This is a genomic window from Bradyrhizobium sp. WYCCWR 12699, from assembly GCF_032144035.1.
GTDB lineage: Bacteria > Pseudomonadota > Alphaproteobacteria > Rhizobiales > Xanthobacteraceae > Bradyrhizobium.
Genome location: NZ_JAVTJN010000032.1, coordinates 52,426 through 65,908, shown reverse-complemented (window position 1 = coordinate 65,908; position 13,483 = coordinate 52,426). Strand labels below are relative to the sequence as shown.

Sequence of the window (13,483 nt, the reverse complement as noted above, 5' to 3'; positions counted from 1 at the left end):
CGGAACGGAATAGTCTGGTGGCGATCGTCGCGCGGAGTTTTGCATGACCGGAGGTCACCGTCGCATCCTGGTCGTCGAGGACGATCCGGAAACCGCAGGCCAGCTCGTCGAGGAATTGACGACCTCGGGCTACGACGTCGATCTTGCAGCGACGGGGCGCGAAGCCCTGAGCCACGGCGCCGCACGCGATTATGCCGTGATCACGATCGACCGGATGCTGCCCGACATCGACGGCATCAGCGTGATGCGGCAATTACGCGATGACGGCGTCGCGGCGCCGTTCCTGATCATTTCGGCGCTCGGCGAGGTCGACGACCGCGTGCGGGGCTTGCGCGCCGGCGGCGACGACTATCTCGTCAAGCCGTTCTCCTTCACCGAATTGCTGGCGCGGCTCGAGGCGCTCGGCCGCCGCAGCGAGACCATCGCCAAGGAGACGCTGCTGCGGGTCGGCGATCTCGCCATCGACCTGATCGCGCGCAGCGCGAGCCGCCGTGGCCGCAGGATCTCGCTGCTGCCGCGCGAATTCCAGCTGCTCGAATATCTCGCGCGCAACGAGGGCAGGGTGATCTCCCGCGCGATGCTGCTCCAGCACGTCTGGGACCTGCATTTCGATCCCTCCACCAACATCATCGACGTCTATGTCGGACGCGTCCGCCGCAAGGTCGACGATGCCCAGGCCTATCCGTTGATCCACACCATCCGCGGCATCGGATATTGCCTCCGTGCTCCTGGCTAAGACGCTCCGCTCCTCGACCTTCCGTCTGGCGCTGATCGCGATCGCGGCGTTCGGGCTGATCGTCGCGGCGATCATGGCCTATGTCTATTTCGGCACGCTCGCCTATGTGGAGGGCCGGATCGGCCACGCCGTCGATCATGACGGCTTCACCGGGATGATCGAGCTCGCAATGGCGGCTGTTGCCGTGCTGCTGCTGGTGCTCGCGGGTCTCGCGGCCGTGCTGGTGACACGGCGCACGGTGGGGCGGATCGAACAGATCAATGCCACCAGCCGCGCCATCATGCTGTCCGGCCTCGACCAGCGCATCCCCTTGCGCGGCAGTAACGATGAATGGGACCGCGTCGCCGAGAACCTCAACCAGATGCTGGACCGCATCGAGACGCTGATGGGCGAGGTCAAGCAGGTCAGCGACAACGTCGCCCACGATCTGCGCACGCCGCTGACGCGGATGCGCGGCCGGCTGGAAAAGGCTTATCACGGGCCGCGCAACAGCGAAGCTGACGCCGCGCTGATCGGCGACACCATCGCCGATCTCGATGCCGTGCTCGGCATGTTCGCGTCCATCACCCGGATCTCCGAGATCGAGACCCGCGCCCGCCGAGGGGCTTTCCGCGCGCTCGACCTCGCCGAGATCGCAGGCGAGGTGGTCGAGCTCTACGATGCCGCCGCCGAGCAGGTTGCGACCAAGCTCAGCCTGGCCGGAGACCGCCAGGTACCGATCACCGGCGATCGCGACCTGCTGTTCGATGCCATCGCCAATCTCGTCGACAATGCGATCAAGCATGGCTGCAAAGGCGGGCAGGTGACCGTGACCTGCCGGAGCACCGGCGGCGGCGCGATGATCGCCATCGCCGACGATGGCCCGGGCATTCCCGCCGAGCAGCGCGATCACGTCTTCAAGCGCTTCTACCGGCTCGAACAAAGCCGCTACACGCCGGGCAACGGGCTCGGCCTCAGCCTCGTCGCCGCGGTCGCGCGTCTTCATGGCGCCGAAATCGCCTTGCGCGACAATGCACCGGGGCTCGCTGTCGAGCTCGGCTTCCCCAAGGCATCAGCACCATAGAGTCCGTCACAGCTCGATCACGCCGCGGCGCGCCGCATGCGCCACCGCATCGGTGCGGCCGGTGGCATCGAGCTTGTCGAGCAGCGAGCCGACATGGAATTTGACGGTGTGCACGGAGATGCCGAGCCGGCGCGCGATCATCTTGTTGGAGGCGCCCTCGGCCATCAGCGCCAGCACGTCGAGCTCGCGCTGCGTCAGCGCGATGTCGTCGGGCATGAGGCGGGGATCGCGCGCGAGGATCGTTGCCGCGGCCTGCTCACCGGGCACGGCAAGGCGCAGCCCGGCGACATTGCCGAGCAAGGCCGCCAGGCGATCGGCGAGGGCGGGGTCGTCGATCTCCAGGGCGAGCACGATCTCCGGCGTCTTGTCCTCGCTCACGCCTCCGGCCTCTCGCCGACCGTGACCTTGAAGCTGACCGGCTCGCCGCCGCGGCGCGCCGCGACATCGACCACCGCGCCGACGCTCGCAGGACCGAGGGTTCGCGACAGTGCGCGCACGCCCGATAGTTTCTGGTCGTTGACGGCGACGATGACGTCGCCCTGGCGGATGCCGGCTGCGGCGGAAGGCCCGGCCTTGTCGACATTCATCACCATCGCGCCGACGCCGTCCTCGAGCCGCACCGGCTGCAGCCCGAGGCCGAGATAGCCGCGCGCGATACGGCCGCGTGTCTCGAGCTGGGCCGCGACGCGCTCGATCGTCGCGGTCGGGATCACCAGCACGCGCCGCGGGCCGAGCACGGCCATGCCGAAGACTTGCCCCGATGCATCGAGCGCCAGGCCGCCCTGCTGGGCTGGACGCAGGCGAACGTCGAGCTCGATCCGCGCATCGATCTCGCCACCGCGCAAGGAGCGCCAGCCATTGCCGGACGCCGACACCATCGCCAGCGCCGCGCTCGGCGTCTCGCGGTTGGTGGCGACCACGACCGCCAACGCGCCCAGCGGCGGGACGGTTGCGGCGAGCTTGACCGGGACCGTCGCGACGTCGGCGCGGAGCAGCGCGATATCTGTGGTGTGGTCGCGCCCGACGATGGTGGCGGCGACCCGGCTGCCGTCGGCAAGGCCGATCTCGACCTCGCCCTCGTCGGCGAGCGCCTCGTCGGCGGTGATGATCAGGCCGCTCTTCCAGACAAAGCCGGTGGCGCGGGAGCGGTGCGAATGCACGGAGACGATCGAGGGCGCAGTGCGCGCCACGAGGTCCACGAGGGCGGACGATAGCGAGGACAGGGGACTAGGATCAGTCATGGTGGGCTCCTGTAAGTTGTCCTCAATCTGGGATCTCGCGGGCGATTGCGAAACTGGCCGGGTGGCCAGGACCGGACGGGCCTCTTCAAGACCATTGCCGACGAATATGTGATTGGGAGCGCCTCACGGGAACGTGTAGCAATCCGAAAATTGCGCCCATGGCCTCAAACGTTTTCAGCGAGCCCTCATGACCGTCGACCTCACCCGCCGCACCCTGCTGCAACTCGCCGGCGCCACCTCGCTTGCCATGGCGGCCGCGGCGGCGGCGCGCGCCGAGGGCACGCCGCAGGGCGGGCCGACCTATGCCAGCCGCACGCCGATGCGGGTCGGCATGGTGACGCTGCGGGTCAAGAATCTCGATGCGGTCGCGGACTACTATCGCGACGTCATCGGTCTCACCGTGATGGAGCGCTCGGCGACCGCGGCGAAGCTCGGCACATCTGGCATCACGCTGCTGGTACTGGAGGCCCGTCCCGATGCGGCCATCGAGCCGCGCAACGCCGCCGGCCTCTACCATACCGCCTTCCTGATGCCGACCCGCAAGGATCTCGCGCGCTGGCTGGTCCATGCCGCCTCGCACCGTGTGAAGCTGTCGGGCTTCGCCGATCACCTCGTCTCTGAGTCCGTCTATCTCGACGACCCCGAAGGCAACGGCATCGAGGTCTATGCCGACCGCGATCCCTCGCAATGGCAATGGAGCGAGGGCAGCGTCAAGATGGCGACCGACGAGCTCAACATCCCCGACCTGCTGTCGCTGACCAATACGCGCGTGTCCGATTATGCCGGGGCGCCGGAGGGCTTGCGCATCGGCCACATGCATCTGCGGGTCGGCGATCTCGCGCGGGCCGGCAATTTCTATCATGGTACGATTGGCCTCGATCCGACCCGCAGCCGCAGCGGGGCGGCGTTCCTGTCGTCGGGCCGCTATCACCATCACCTCGGCATGAATGTCTGGCAGAGCCAGGGTGCCGGCCAGCGCGACGAGTCCACGACCGGCCTCGCCTGGTTCTCGCTGGTGATGGCGAAGCAGGAGCTGCTCGCCGCCCAGGAAGAGCGCCTGCGCAAGGGCGGCGTCAAGGTCACGGTGCTGGCGGGCGGCCTCGAGGCCGTCGATCCCTGGGGCACGCGAGTGCGCTTGCTCAAGGTTTGATCGCCGGGGCGGGCATTGCTAATAGCCGTCGGGTCCAGCTTCCGGAGCCCCCGACATGTCCGAATTCCACGGCGTCTTCCCCTATCTCGTTTCTCCCGTCGATGCCGACGGCAGCGTGCGCACCGAAGTGCTCGCCAAGCTCTGCGACGATCTGATCGGCGCCGGCGTGCACGGCTTGACGCCGCTGGGCTCGACCGGCGAATTCGCCTACCTCGGTGCCGCGCAGCGGATGGCCGTCGTGCAGACCACGATCGAGGCCGCGAAAGGCCGGGTGCCTGTCATCGCCGGCGTCGCCTCGACCTCGACGGCGGACGCGGTCGCGCAGGCGAAGGCCTATCAGAAGCTCGGCGCCGACGGCATTCTGGCGATCCTGGAGGCGTATTTCCCGCTTGCCGATGCCCAGGTCGAATCCTACTTCCGAGCCATTGCGGATGCCGTCGACATTCCCGTCGTCATCTACACCAACCCGCAATTCCAGCGTTCAGATCTGACCCTCGATGTCATCGCGCGCCTCGCCGAGCATCCGCGCATCGGCTACATCAAGGACGCCTCGACCAACACCGGCCGGCTGCTCTCGATCATGAATCGCTGCGGCGATGCCTTGCGGGTGTTCTCGGCCTCCGCCCATATCCCGGCCGCGGTGATGCTGATCGGCGGGCTCGGCTGGATGGCGGGCCCGGCCTGCATCATCCCGCGCCAGAGCGTCAAGCTCTACGAGCTCGGCAAGGCCGGCCGCTGGGACGAGGCCATGGCGCTGCAGCGGCGGCTGTGGCGCATCAACGAAGCCTTCGCCCGCTTCAACCTCGCCGCCTGCATCAAGGCCGGACTTGCGATCCAGGGCTACGACGTCGGCGATCCCGTCCCGCCGCAGGCCCCGCTGACATCAGAGGCGCGCAAGGTCGTCGAGGCGGCGTTGAAGGAGCTGGCATAGCCGCTACCCCGGCATGACAAATCCGTGGGTTCGCCGCCCAAAACCGCGGCTGGCATGCCTTTGATCGATCCGCTAAAAGGCTGCCCGCAGTTTCGAAAAGACCCTGAGGACCCCACGGAATGAATATTCTTCCCGGCAATTTGCGTTTCGGAGCGGGCCAGCCCGTCAAGCGTTTGGAAGACCAGCGGCTGCTGACCGGGAAGGGACAGTTCATCGACGACAAGCCAGAGGAGGGTGCGCTGTGGCTGTATGTGCTGCGCTCGCCGCATGCCCACGCCAGGATCGTCTCGATCGACACCAGCGCCGCAGCGTCGATGCCGGGCGTTGCCGCGATCTACACCGGCGCCGACCTCGTCAAGGACGATGTCGGCAGCATCCCGACCTTGAGCATCTTCAAGCGCCCCGACGGCAAGCCGATGACGGTGCCGCCGCGCCGGCTGCTCGCCCACGAGGTCGTGCGCTACGCCGGTGAGGCTGTCGCCGCGGTGGTGGCGTCCTCGCGCGCCGAAGCGCAGACCGCTGCCGAAGCGATCGTGGTCGAATACGACGTGCAGCCCGCGGTGGTCGATCCGGTCGAGGCCGTCAAGCCCGGCGCGCCCGTGGTGTGGCCTGAGGCGCCCGACAACATCGTCGGCGCGATGTCCTACGGCGATGCCGCCAAGGTCGACGAGGCCTTCGCCAAGGCCGCGCACACGGTCGAGCTCGATCTCGTCAGCCAGCGCCTGGTGCCCTCCGCGATGGAGCCGCGCTCGACCATTGCCGAGATCGACAAGAAGAGCGGTCGTCTCCTGCTGCACGTGCAGTCGCAGACGCCGGCCTCGACCCGCGACGTGCTGGCGGAGGCCGTGCTCAAGCGCCCCAAGGACAGCGTGCGCGTGCTGGTCGGCGACATCGGCGGCGGCTTCGGCCAGAAGACCAATCTCTATCCCGAGGACGGCATCGTCGCCTATGCCGCGACCAAGCTGAACAAGAAAATCCGCTGGCGCGGCGATCGCACAGACGAATTCGTCGGCGGCACCCATGGCCGCGATCTGACCTCGACCGCCTCCTTCGCGCTCGACGAAAAGGGCAAGGTGCTGGCCTATCGCGTCAAGTCGATCGGCTGCACCGGCGCCTATTCCTCGGGCGCGGCCAACATCATCCCGCTGGTGCTCGGGCCGTTCGTCCAGACCGGCGTCTATGATTTGCCGCTGGTGCATTTCGAGGTGCAGTCGGTGATGACCCACACCGCGCCGGTCGGGGCCTATCGCGGTGCGGGCCGCCCGGAGGCCGTCTTCATCGTCGAGCGGCTGTTCGACGCCGCCGCGCGAAAGATCGGCATGGATCCGCGTGCGATCCGCAAGGCCAATTACATCAAGCCGGCGCAGCTGCCCTACACCAATGCGGCCGGCCAGGTCTACGATTCCGGCGCCTTCGCGCACATGCTCGACCGCGCCGTGAAGCTGGCGGACTGGGACGGCTTTGCCGCGCGCAAGAAGGCGGCGAAGAAGAAGGGCCTGCTCTACGGGCGCGGGCTCACTTCCTATATCGAATGGACCGGCGGCCGCGCCCACACCGAGAAGGTCAGCCTGCACGCGACCTCTCAGGGGCGCGTCGTGCTGCATTCCGGCACCATGGCGATGGGGCAGGGGCTGCAGACCACCTACACCCAGATGATCTCCGACACGCTCGGCATCGCCATGGACAAGATTGATGTCGTGCAAGGCGACACGGATCTCGCCATGGGCTTCGGCAGCGTCGGCTCGCGCTCGCTGTTCGTCGGCGGCACGGCGGTCGCGGTGTCCTCCAACGATCTGATCCAGAAGGCGCGCGAGAAGGCTGCCAACGTGTTGGAGACTTCGATCGAGGACATCGAGTATCAGGGCGGCATGCTCACCGTGGTCGGCACCGACCGCCGCATCAGCTTGTTCGATCTCGCCGAGAAGGAAAGCGGCGCCAAGCTCAGCGTCGATTCCGAGGGCGAGGTCGATGGCCCGAGCTGGCCGAACGGCACGCATATCTGCGAGGTCGAAATCGACCCGGAGACCGGCGTCTCCAAGGTCGTGCGCTACATCACGGTCGACGACGTCGGCGTTGCGGTGAACCCGATGCTGGTGACGGGGCAGATCCATGGCGGCGTCGCGCAGGGCATCGGCCAGGCGCTGTACGAAGGCGTCTCCTACGATGCCGACGGCCAGCTGCTGACCGCGAGCTACCAGGACTACTGCATACCGCGCGCCGACGACGTGCCGCCGATCGTGGTGACGCTCGACGACACCGCGCCCTGCCGCACCAATCCGCTCGGCGCCAAGGGCTGCGGCGAATCCGGCGCCATCGGTGGCCCGCCTTGCGTCACCAACGGCGTAATGGACGCGCTCGCCGAGCTCGGCATCACCCAGCTGAACACGCCGCTGACGCCGCAGAAGGTGTGGCAGGCGATCAGGGACGCGAAGGCGGCGGGGTAGCGCGTTGCTCCGCGACCCGCTGCGCCACACACCCAACTGTCGTCCCGGGGCGCGCGAAGCGCGAGCCCGGGACCCATAGCCACAGGGAGTGTTGTGGTGCGAAGCTGATAACTCCAAGTCCTCGTAGCCACGTCCGCCCGTGGTTATGGGTCCCGGATCTGCGCTTCGCTTGTCCGGGACGACAGCGGAGGGTGCCGCGCTAATGCGGGCCAGGCAGCAGCCCTCAAATCCCCAGCATCATCTTCGCAATGATGTCGCGCTGGATCTCCGAGGTGCCGCCGAAGATGGTGTAGGCGCGGCCGTTGAGATATTCGGGCACCACCGTCAGCATCTCCTCAGGCGTCGCCGGCTCGTGATTGAGCCTGTAGAGCGGACGCATCGGCTCGACCGCGAGCGCGTCGTGGCCGATCACATCGACGCCTAAACGCGTTACGGCCTGGCGGATCTCGCTGTTGCGCAGCTTCAGGATCGACGACACAGCGCCGGGATTTTGCCCGGTCTGCAACGCCGAGAGCACGCGCAGCTCGGTCATCTCCAGCGCGTCGATGTCGATTTCGACCTCGGAGATGCGGCTGGCGATATCGGGACTGTCGATGGCGCGGCCGGTCAGGTCCGACTCGGCAAGGTCCGCGATCGCCTTCAACCCCTCGCGCAGCTTCGCCGATGCGATGCCCGAGCCGCGCTCGAATTCGAGCAGGTATTTGCCGTAGGTCCAGCCCTTGCCCTCGTCGCCGACGCGGTTGGCCACGGGCACGCGGACGTCGTCGAAGAACACCTGGTTGACCTCGTGGTCGCCGCCGATGGTGAGAATGGGCCGCGTGGTGATGCCCGGGCTCTTCATGTCGATCAGGATGAAGCTGATGCCGTCCTGCTGACGCTCGCCGTCGCTGGTGCGCACCAGCGCGAACATGCGGTTGGCGTGGTGGGCATGCGTGGTCCAGATCTTGGTGCCGTTGATGATGTAGTCGTCGCCGTCGCGCACCGCGCGCGTCTTCAGCGAGGAGAGGTCGGAGCCGGAGCCCGGCTCGGAATAACCCTGGCACCAGTAGTCTTCGCCGGAGAGGATTCGTGGCAGGTAAAAGTTCTTCTGCTCCGGCGAGCCGAAGCCGATGATGACGGGCCCGACCATCTTCACGCCCATCACGTTGACATTGGGCACGCCGGCGCGCGCGCATTCGGTCTCGAAGATCCAGCGCTGCGCCGGGGTCCAGGCCGGCCCGCCGTATTCGACCGGCCAGCCCGGCGCGCCCCACCCGTTGGCGTGCAACGCGCGCTGCCAGGCCATGCCAATATCGGGGTCGGAGAACACCGACGGCGTCAGCGCGGTCGCGCGCTTCATCTCCTCGGTGAGATTCTTGGCGATGAAGCCGCGCACTTCGCTCTGGAAGGCGCGCTCGTCGGCATTGAAGGTGAGGTCCATGAGGCGCTCCCAGGGTCAGGTTCTGCGGCCAAGCTCGGCGTGGCGCGCATAGTGGTGCGCGCTGCCGCCGAACAGCGTGTCGAAGGCGACGAGGCGCTTGAAATAAGCGCCGACCTCGAGCTCTTCGGTGACGCCCATGCCACCGTGAAGCTGGATCGATTGCTCGCCGACGAAGCGCGCGCATTTGCCGATCTTCGCCTTCGCGCCGGAAGCCGCGCGGGCGCGCTCGGTCGGCGCAGCATCCACCTTTAGCGCGGCCCGCAACGCCATCGAGCGCGCCTCGTCGACCTGTATCGCCATATCGGCGAGGCGGTGGCGGATGACCTGATTGGCGGAGAGCGGCCGGCCAAACTGTTTTCGGATCTTGGTGTAGTCGAGCGTGGTCTCGAGCAGCGTCTGCATGATGCCGACGGCTTCCGCGCCCAGCGCGGCCATGCCGCGATCGACCGCCCATTCGATCGCCGGCAGCGCATCGTGACCGTCGCCGAGCAGCGCGTCTTCCGGCAGGTGCACGTCCGACAATTCGATGTTGCAGGCCCGTCCGCCGCCGAGGCGCGCGTAGTCGGAGATCGCAAGGTCCGGCGCCGTCGCCGGCAGCACGAACAGGCCGATCCGCCCCGAAGGACCGTGATGGTCGTGGACGAGCGCCGAGACGATGATCTCGTCGGCGGCATGGCCGTCGAGCACCGCGATCTTGCTGCCGGACAGGCGCCAGCCTTGCGCGGTCTTGGTCGCTGATGTCGCGACCTCAGCGAGATCGAACCGTGCGGCGCGCTCGGAATGCGCGAACGCAAGCTTCAGCGATCCGTCGGCGACCTTGGGCAGGCTCGCCTGCTTCTGCTCGGCCGTACCGCATCTTTCGAGCAGCCCGGCTCCCAGCACCACCGTCGCGACATAGGGCTCCGACACCAGCCCGCGGCCGAACGCTTCCATCAGGATGCCGATCTCGACCGCGCCGCCGCCGAGCCCGTCAAACTCCTCGGGGATCGGCAGCGCCAGCCAGCCGAGCTCGGCGAACTGCTTCCACACCGCAGGGCTGAAGCCGAGCGGATCGCTCGCCATCTTGCGGCGGTGATCGGCATGGTAGCTGCCGGCTATGAAGCGCTCCGCGCTGTCGCGCAGCAGCTTCTGCTCGTCACTGAGATTGAGGTCCATGTTCTTACTCCGCCGCCGGCGGCTTGCGCACTGAGGGATGCAGGCCGGAAGGATCGACGATCATGCCGAACTCCTGAAGATTATGTGCGTGACAGAGCTGATGCAGCGCAAAGGCCTGGTCGATCGCGGCCGGCTGGCCCATCACGTCGACCGAGCGATTCACTGCCTCCTTGGTCATCTTCAGCGCAAAGGATGGCTTTGCCGCGATCCGGCGCGCCAGGTCCAGCACGCGTGCCGACAGCTCCGCGCGCGGCACGACCTGGTTGACCATGCCGAGCTGGTGCGCCTCCTGAGCGCTCCAGCTGTCGGCGGTGAACAGGAACTCCTTGGCCTTGCGCGGGCCGAGCTCCCAGGGATGCACGAACCATTCGACGCCGCAGACGCCCATGGTGACGACAGGGTCGCAGAACTGCGCGTCGTCGCTGGCGACGATGAGGTCACAGGCCCATGCCAGCATCAGCCCGCCGGCGATACACTTGCCGTGGACCTCGGCGACGGTGGGCTTGGCGAGGTTACGCCAGCGCCGCGTGATCTGGAGATAAATTTCCTGCTCGCGCGCGAAGCGGCCATGGGCATTCGGCTCGGCAAAGCCGCCCCAATTTCCGATCGGCGGGAAATCGACCCCGGCGGTGTTCTTGCCCCCGGGACGCAGATCGTGGCCGGAGGAGAAGTGCGGACCGCTGCCGGCGAGAATGATCACCTTGACCGCATCATCCTGCACCGCCGCGTCGAAGGCGGCGTTGAGGTCGTAGGTCATTTGCAGGTTCTGCGCATTGCGCGCCTCGGGCCGGTTCATCACGACCCTTGTGATAGCGGGCTCGGGCCGCTCCACGAGGATGGTCTCGAACGAGGTCATCGCGCTTCCCCCAGTTCTGTCTTAATTGTTTCGCCAAGTTGACTATGTCGGTCAGGGATAGGCAAGAGGCTTGCGTCAGTCGGCTGCTTTTCGCGCCTTGGGAAGGATGCAAGATGTCTGGCGCCTTGCGGGTCGCATCTGGTAGTTTGCGCCGGATTCCACCGGGAGAAATTTGATGCGCAAGATCCTGACCGTGCTGGCGGCGCTGGCCTCGCTGAGCCTCACCAATTGCGGCTACAACGCGATCCAGAGCGAGGACGAGCAGATCAAGGCCAACTGGTCCGAGGTCGTGAACCAGTATCAGCGCCGCGCCGACCTCGTGCCCAACCTCGTCAATTCGGTGAAGGGCTTTGCGCAGCAGGAAAAGGACGTGCTGCTCGGCGTCACCAATGCGCGCGCCAAGGTCGGCAGCATCCAGGCAACGCCCGAGGTGCTTAACGACCCCGCCGCCTTCCAGAAGTTCCAGGCTGCCCAGGGCGAGCTCTCCAGTGCGCTGTCGCGGCTGCTGGTCGTCACCGAGAACTATCCGCAGCTCAAGTCCGACGCGCTGTTCAAGGATTTGATGTCGCAGCTCGAAGGCACCGAGAACCGCATCACGGTGGCGCGCAACCGCTACATCAAGTCGGTCCAGGACTATAACGTCACCATCCGCTCGTTCCCGAGCAACCTCACCGCGATGATGTTCGGCTACAAGGAGAAGCCGAATTTTTCGGTGGCGAACGAGAAGGAGATCTCGACCGCGCCGAAGGTGGATTTCAATCCGGCGCCAGCGCCGTCGAAGTAAGCGCGCCGCTTCACGAATGCGCCAGGCCTCACCCACCGCAGTCATTCCCCGCGAAGGCGGGGAATCCAGTACGCCGCGGCTTCTCCATATCCCGCTGGCGTCTCTGGAACACTGGATCGCACGGTCAAGCCGGGCGATGACAGCGAGATTGTGGCGGGCGTATTCGGTGCTCGCCTCGTGCGTCCTCACCCTCGCACTCCTCCTCGCCCTCGCGTTCCCCGTCTTCGCCGACGTCGCCGTTCCCCAGCTCACCGGCCGCGTCGTCGACCAGACCGGCACGCTCTCCAGCGGCGACATCGCCTTGCTGTCGCAAAAGCTGCGCGACTTCGAGACGCGCAAGGGCAGCCAGATCGCGGTCCTGATTGTGCCGACCACTCAGCCGGAGACGATCGAGCAGTTCTCGATCCGCGTCGCGGAGGCCTGGAAGATCGGCCGCAAGAAAATCGACGACGGCGCCATCCTCGTCGTCGCCAAGAACGACCGGCATTTGCGCATCGAGGTCGGCTACGGCCTGGAAGGTGCGCTCACCGACGTCACCTCGCGGCGGATCATCGACGAGATCATCACGCCGAAATTCAGGAACGGCGATTTCACCGGCGGCATCTCGGATGGCGTCGAGCGGATGATCCGGGTGATCGACGGTGAACCCTTGCCGGTTCCCTCGCCGACCGTGAACTTCGGCAACCTCGACGATCTCGCACCGCTCGCTATCGTCACGCTGTTCGTCTCGGTAGGCATCGGCGGCGCTTTCCGCGCCATGCTGGGACGGCTGCTCGGATCGCTGGTGACCGGGGGCATCATTGCGACGCTGACCTGGTTCATTCTCGGATCTTTCGGTCTGGCCCTCGCGCTGGGCGGTCTCGGCTTCATCATCGGCTTCATCGCCGATCTGTTTTCGGCGATCACGCCGGGCACGGGCCGCTCGCGCGGCGGCGCCTGGTCGAGCGGCAGCTCGGGAGGCGGCTGGAGCAGCGGTTCGTCGAGCAGCAGTGACAGCGGCAGCTTCAGCGGTGGCGGAGGCAGTTTTGGCGGCGGCGGCGCCTCGGGGAGCTGGTAGCGGTCATGAGCATCAAACGCATCGCCAAGCATCTCGTGCAGCATCATTGGCGGGCCAAACAGATCTTTCCGCCAGCCGTGCTCGCCCGCATCGAGCAGGCGATCGAGCTTGGCGAAGCCACCCATTCCGGCCAGGTTCGCTTCGTCGTCGAAGGCGCGCTCGACGGCCGCCCCCTGTTCCGCAACCAGCCGGCGCGCGCGCGTGCGCTCGATGTGTTCTCGCATTTGCGCATCTGGGACACCACGCACAACAATGGCGTCCTGATCTATCTCCTGCTCGCCGACCGCGATGTCGAGATCGTCGCCGATCGCGGCATCGACGCGAAGGTCGGCGCTGCGGGCTGGGAAAGCATCTGCCGCGCCATGGAGGCCGAGTTCGCTGCCGGCCAGTTCGAGCGCGGCGTCATCACCGGCATTGAGGCAGTGTCGCGCGAGCTGGCGCGGCACTTTCCGCCGAGCACGTCGCATCCGAACGAGCTGCCGGATGCGCCGGTCGTGATGTGACGGAGTGTGATGTGTAACGGCGTCTGGCTCGCATTCCGCCGCCGTTCATCTTGCCCCGATTACAAATTGTTTCACGCCCGCCACACCGGTTCCATCTTCCCGGCTCAATTCGGCCCCGGATGACTTCCTAAAATTTCGGTAAG

Annotated in this window: 13 protein-coding genes; 8 read left to right on the top strand and 5 right to left on the bottom strand. The window is 66.7% G+C overall.

The window, feature by feature from the left end:
• Positions 1-43: 43 nt before the first annotated feature.
• On the top strand, positions 44-736 hold the full coding sequence (locus tag RPS27_RS15060; protein WP_212068077.1) for a response regulator transcription factor: 693 nt from the start codon (positions 44-46) through the stop codon (positions 734-736).
• Complete coding sequence (locus RPS27_RS15055; RefSeq protein ID WP_313754101.1) at positions 723-1,799, top strand: HAMP domain-containing sensor histidine kinase; 1,077 nt, start codon at positions 723-725, stop codon at positions 1,797-1,799. Before RPS27_RS15060 ends, RPS27_RS15055 begins: the two co-directional genes overlap by 14 nt.
• 6 nt (positions 1,800-1,805) lie before the next feature.
• On the opposite strand, the gene RPS27_RS15050 is transcribed toward RPS27_RS15055, so the two are convergent.
• Positions 1,806-2,177 carry a response regulator transcription factor gene (locus tag RPS27_RS15050; RefSeq protein ID WP_212068079.1) on the bottom strand — a complete coding sequence of 124 codons (372 nt, stop codon included), beginning with the start codon at positions 2,175-2,177 and terminating at the stop codon, positions 1,806-1,808.
• Positions 2,174-3,040: a S1C family serine protease gene (locus RPS27_RS15045; protein WP_212068080.1), complete on the bottom strand. Its 867-nt coding sequence runs from the start codon at positions 3,038-3,040 to the stop codon at positions 2,174-2,176. The genes RPS27_RS15050 and RPS27_RS15045 overlap by 4 nt, the downstream gene beginning before the upstream one ends.
• A gap of 187 nt (positions 3,041-3,227) precedes the next feature.
• Here RPS27_RS15045 and RPS27_RS15040 point away from each other — a divergent pair, with 187 nt between their 5' ends.
• The 3 genes from RPS27_RS15040 (at position 3,228) to RPS27_RS15030 (ending at position 7,565) form a co-directional block, all read left to right on the top strand.
• Positions 3,228-4,190: a VOC family protein gene (locus RPS27_RS15040; RefSeq protein WP_212068081.1), complete on the top strand. Its 963-nt coding sequence runs from the start codon at positions 3,228-3,230 to the stop codon at positions 4,188-4,190.
• A 55-nt stretch (positions 4,191-4,245) separates the two neighbouring features.
• Positions 4,246-5,121: a dihydrodipicolinate synthase family protein gene (locus RPS27_RS15035; RefSeq protein ID WP_212068082.1), complete on the top strand. Its 876-nt coding sequence runs from the start codon at positions 4,246-4,248 to the stop codon at positions 5,119-5,121.
• A 119-nt stretch (positions 5,122-5,240) separates the two neighbouring features.
• The gene (locus RPS27_RS15030; RefSeq protein ID WP_212068083.1) at positions 5,241-7,565 is read left to right on the top strand and encodes a xanthine dehydrogenase family protein molybdopterin-binding subunit; all 2,325 of its coding nucleotides are present in this window, start codon (positions 5,241-5,243) and stop codon (positions 7,563-7,565) included.
• A 223-nt stretch (positions 7,566-7,788) separates the two neighbouring features.
• On the opposite strand, the gene RPS27_RS15025 is transcribed toward RPS27_RS15030, so the two are convergent.
• From RPS27_RS15025 to RPS27_RS15015, 3 genes are read right to left on the bottom strand one after another with little or no spacing between them, the layout of a single operon-like run.
• Positions 7,789-8,985 carry an acyl-CoA dehydrogenase family protein gene (locus RPS27_RS15025; RefSeq protein ID WP_212068084.1) on the bottom strand — a complete coding sequence of 399 codons (1,197 nt, stop codon included), beginning with the start codon at positions 8,983-8,985 and terminating at the stop codon, positions 7,789-7,791.
• Between the two features lie 15 nt (positions 8,986-9,000).
• Complete coding sequence (locus RPS27_RS15020) at positions 9,001-10,140, bottom strand: acyl-CoA dehydrogenase family protein (RefSeq protein ID WP_212068085.1); 1,140 nt, start codon at positions 10,138-10,140, stop codon at positions 9,001-9,003.
• A 4-nt stretch (positions 10,141-10,144) separates the two neighbouring features.
• Positions 10,145-10,996, bottom strand: coding sequence for an enoyl-CoA hydratase (locus tag RPS27_RS15015; protein WP_211418375.1), 852 nt, complete (start codon positions 10,994-10,996; stop codon positions 10,145-10,147).
• A gap of 175 nt (positions 10,997-11,171) precedes the next feature.
• Here RPS27_RS15015 and RPS27_RS15010 point away from each other — a divergent pair, with 175 nt between their 5' ends.
• From RPS27_RS15010 to RPS27_RS15000, 3 genes are all read left to right on the top strand, one after another.
• Positions 11,172-11,780 (top strand): LemA family protein, encoded by a 609-nt coding sequence (locus tag RPS27_RS15010; RefSeq protein WP_063197001.1) that lies wholly within the window; start codon positions 11,172-11,174, stop codon positions 11,778-11,780.
• A 136-nt stretch (positions 11,781-11,916) separates the two neighbouring features.
• Complete coding sequence (locus RPS27_RS15005; protein WP_212068086.1) at positions 11,917-12,837, top strand: TPM domain-containing protein; 921 nt, start codon at positions 11,917-11,919, stop codon at positions 12,835-12,837.
• A gap of 5 nt (positions 12,838-12,842) precedes the next feature.
• Entirely contained in the window at positions 12,843-13,340 is a 498-nt protein-coding gene (locus tag RPS27_RS15000) for a TPM domain-containing protein (protein ID WP_212068087.1), read from the top strand.
• Positions 13,341-13,483 lie beyond the last annotated feature (143 nt).

Coding starts and splice junctions, on each gene's coding strand:
- RPS27_RS15060 (WP_212068077.1), top strand. CDS start 44: ATGACCGGAGGTCACCGTCGCATCCTGGTCGTCGAGGACGATCCGGAA.
- RPS27_RS15045 (WP_212068080.1), bottom strand. CDS start 3,040: ATGACTGATCCTAGTCCCCTGTCCTCGCTATCGTCCGCCCTCGTGGAC.
- RPS27_RS15040 (WP_212068081.1), top strand. CDS start 3,228: ATGACCGTCGACCTCACCCGCCGCACCCTGCTGCAACTCGCCGGCGCC.
- RPS27_RS15035 (WP_212068082.1), top strand. CDS start 4,246: ATGTCCGAATTCCACGGCGTCTTCCCCTATCTCGTTTCTCCCGTCGAT.
- RPS27_RS15030 (WP_212068083.1), top strand. CDS start 5,241: ATGAATATTCTTCCCGGCAATTTGCGTTTCGGAGCGGGCCAGCCCGTC.
- RPS27_RS15025 (WP_212068084.1), bottom strand. CDS start 8,985: ATGGACCTCACCTTCAATGCCGACGAGCGCGCCTTCCAGAGCGAAGTG.
- RPS27_RS15020 (WP_212068085.1), bottom strand. CDS start 10,140: ATGGACCTCAATCTCAGTGACGAGCAGAAGCTGCTGCGCGACAGCGCG.
- RPS27_RS15015 (WP_211418375.1), bottom strand. CDS start 10,996: ATGACCTCGTTCGAGACCATCCTCGTGGAGCGGCCCGAGCCCGCTATC.
- RPS27_RS15010 (WP_063197001.1), top strand. CDS start 11,172: ATGCGCAAGATCCTGACCGTGCTGGCGGCGCTGGCCTCGCTGAGCCTC.
- RPS27_RS15005 (WP_212068086.1), top strand. CDS start 11,917: ATGACAGCGAGATTGTGGCGGGCGTATTCGGTGCTCGCCTCGTGCGTC.
- RPS27_RS15000 (WP_212068087.1), top strand. CDS start 12,843: ATGAGCATCAAACGCATCGCCAAGCATCTCGTGCAGCATCATTGGCGG.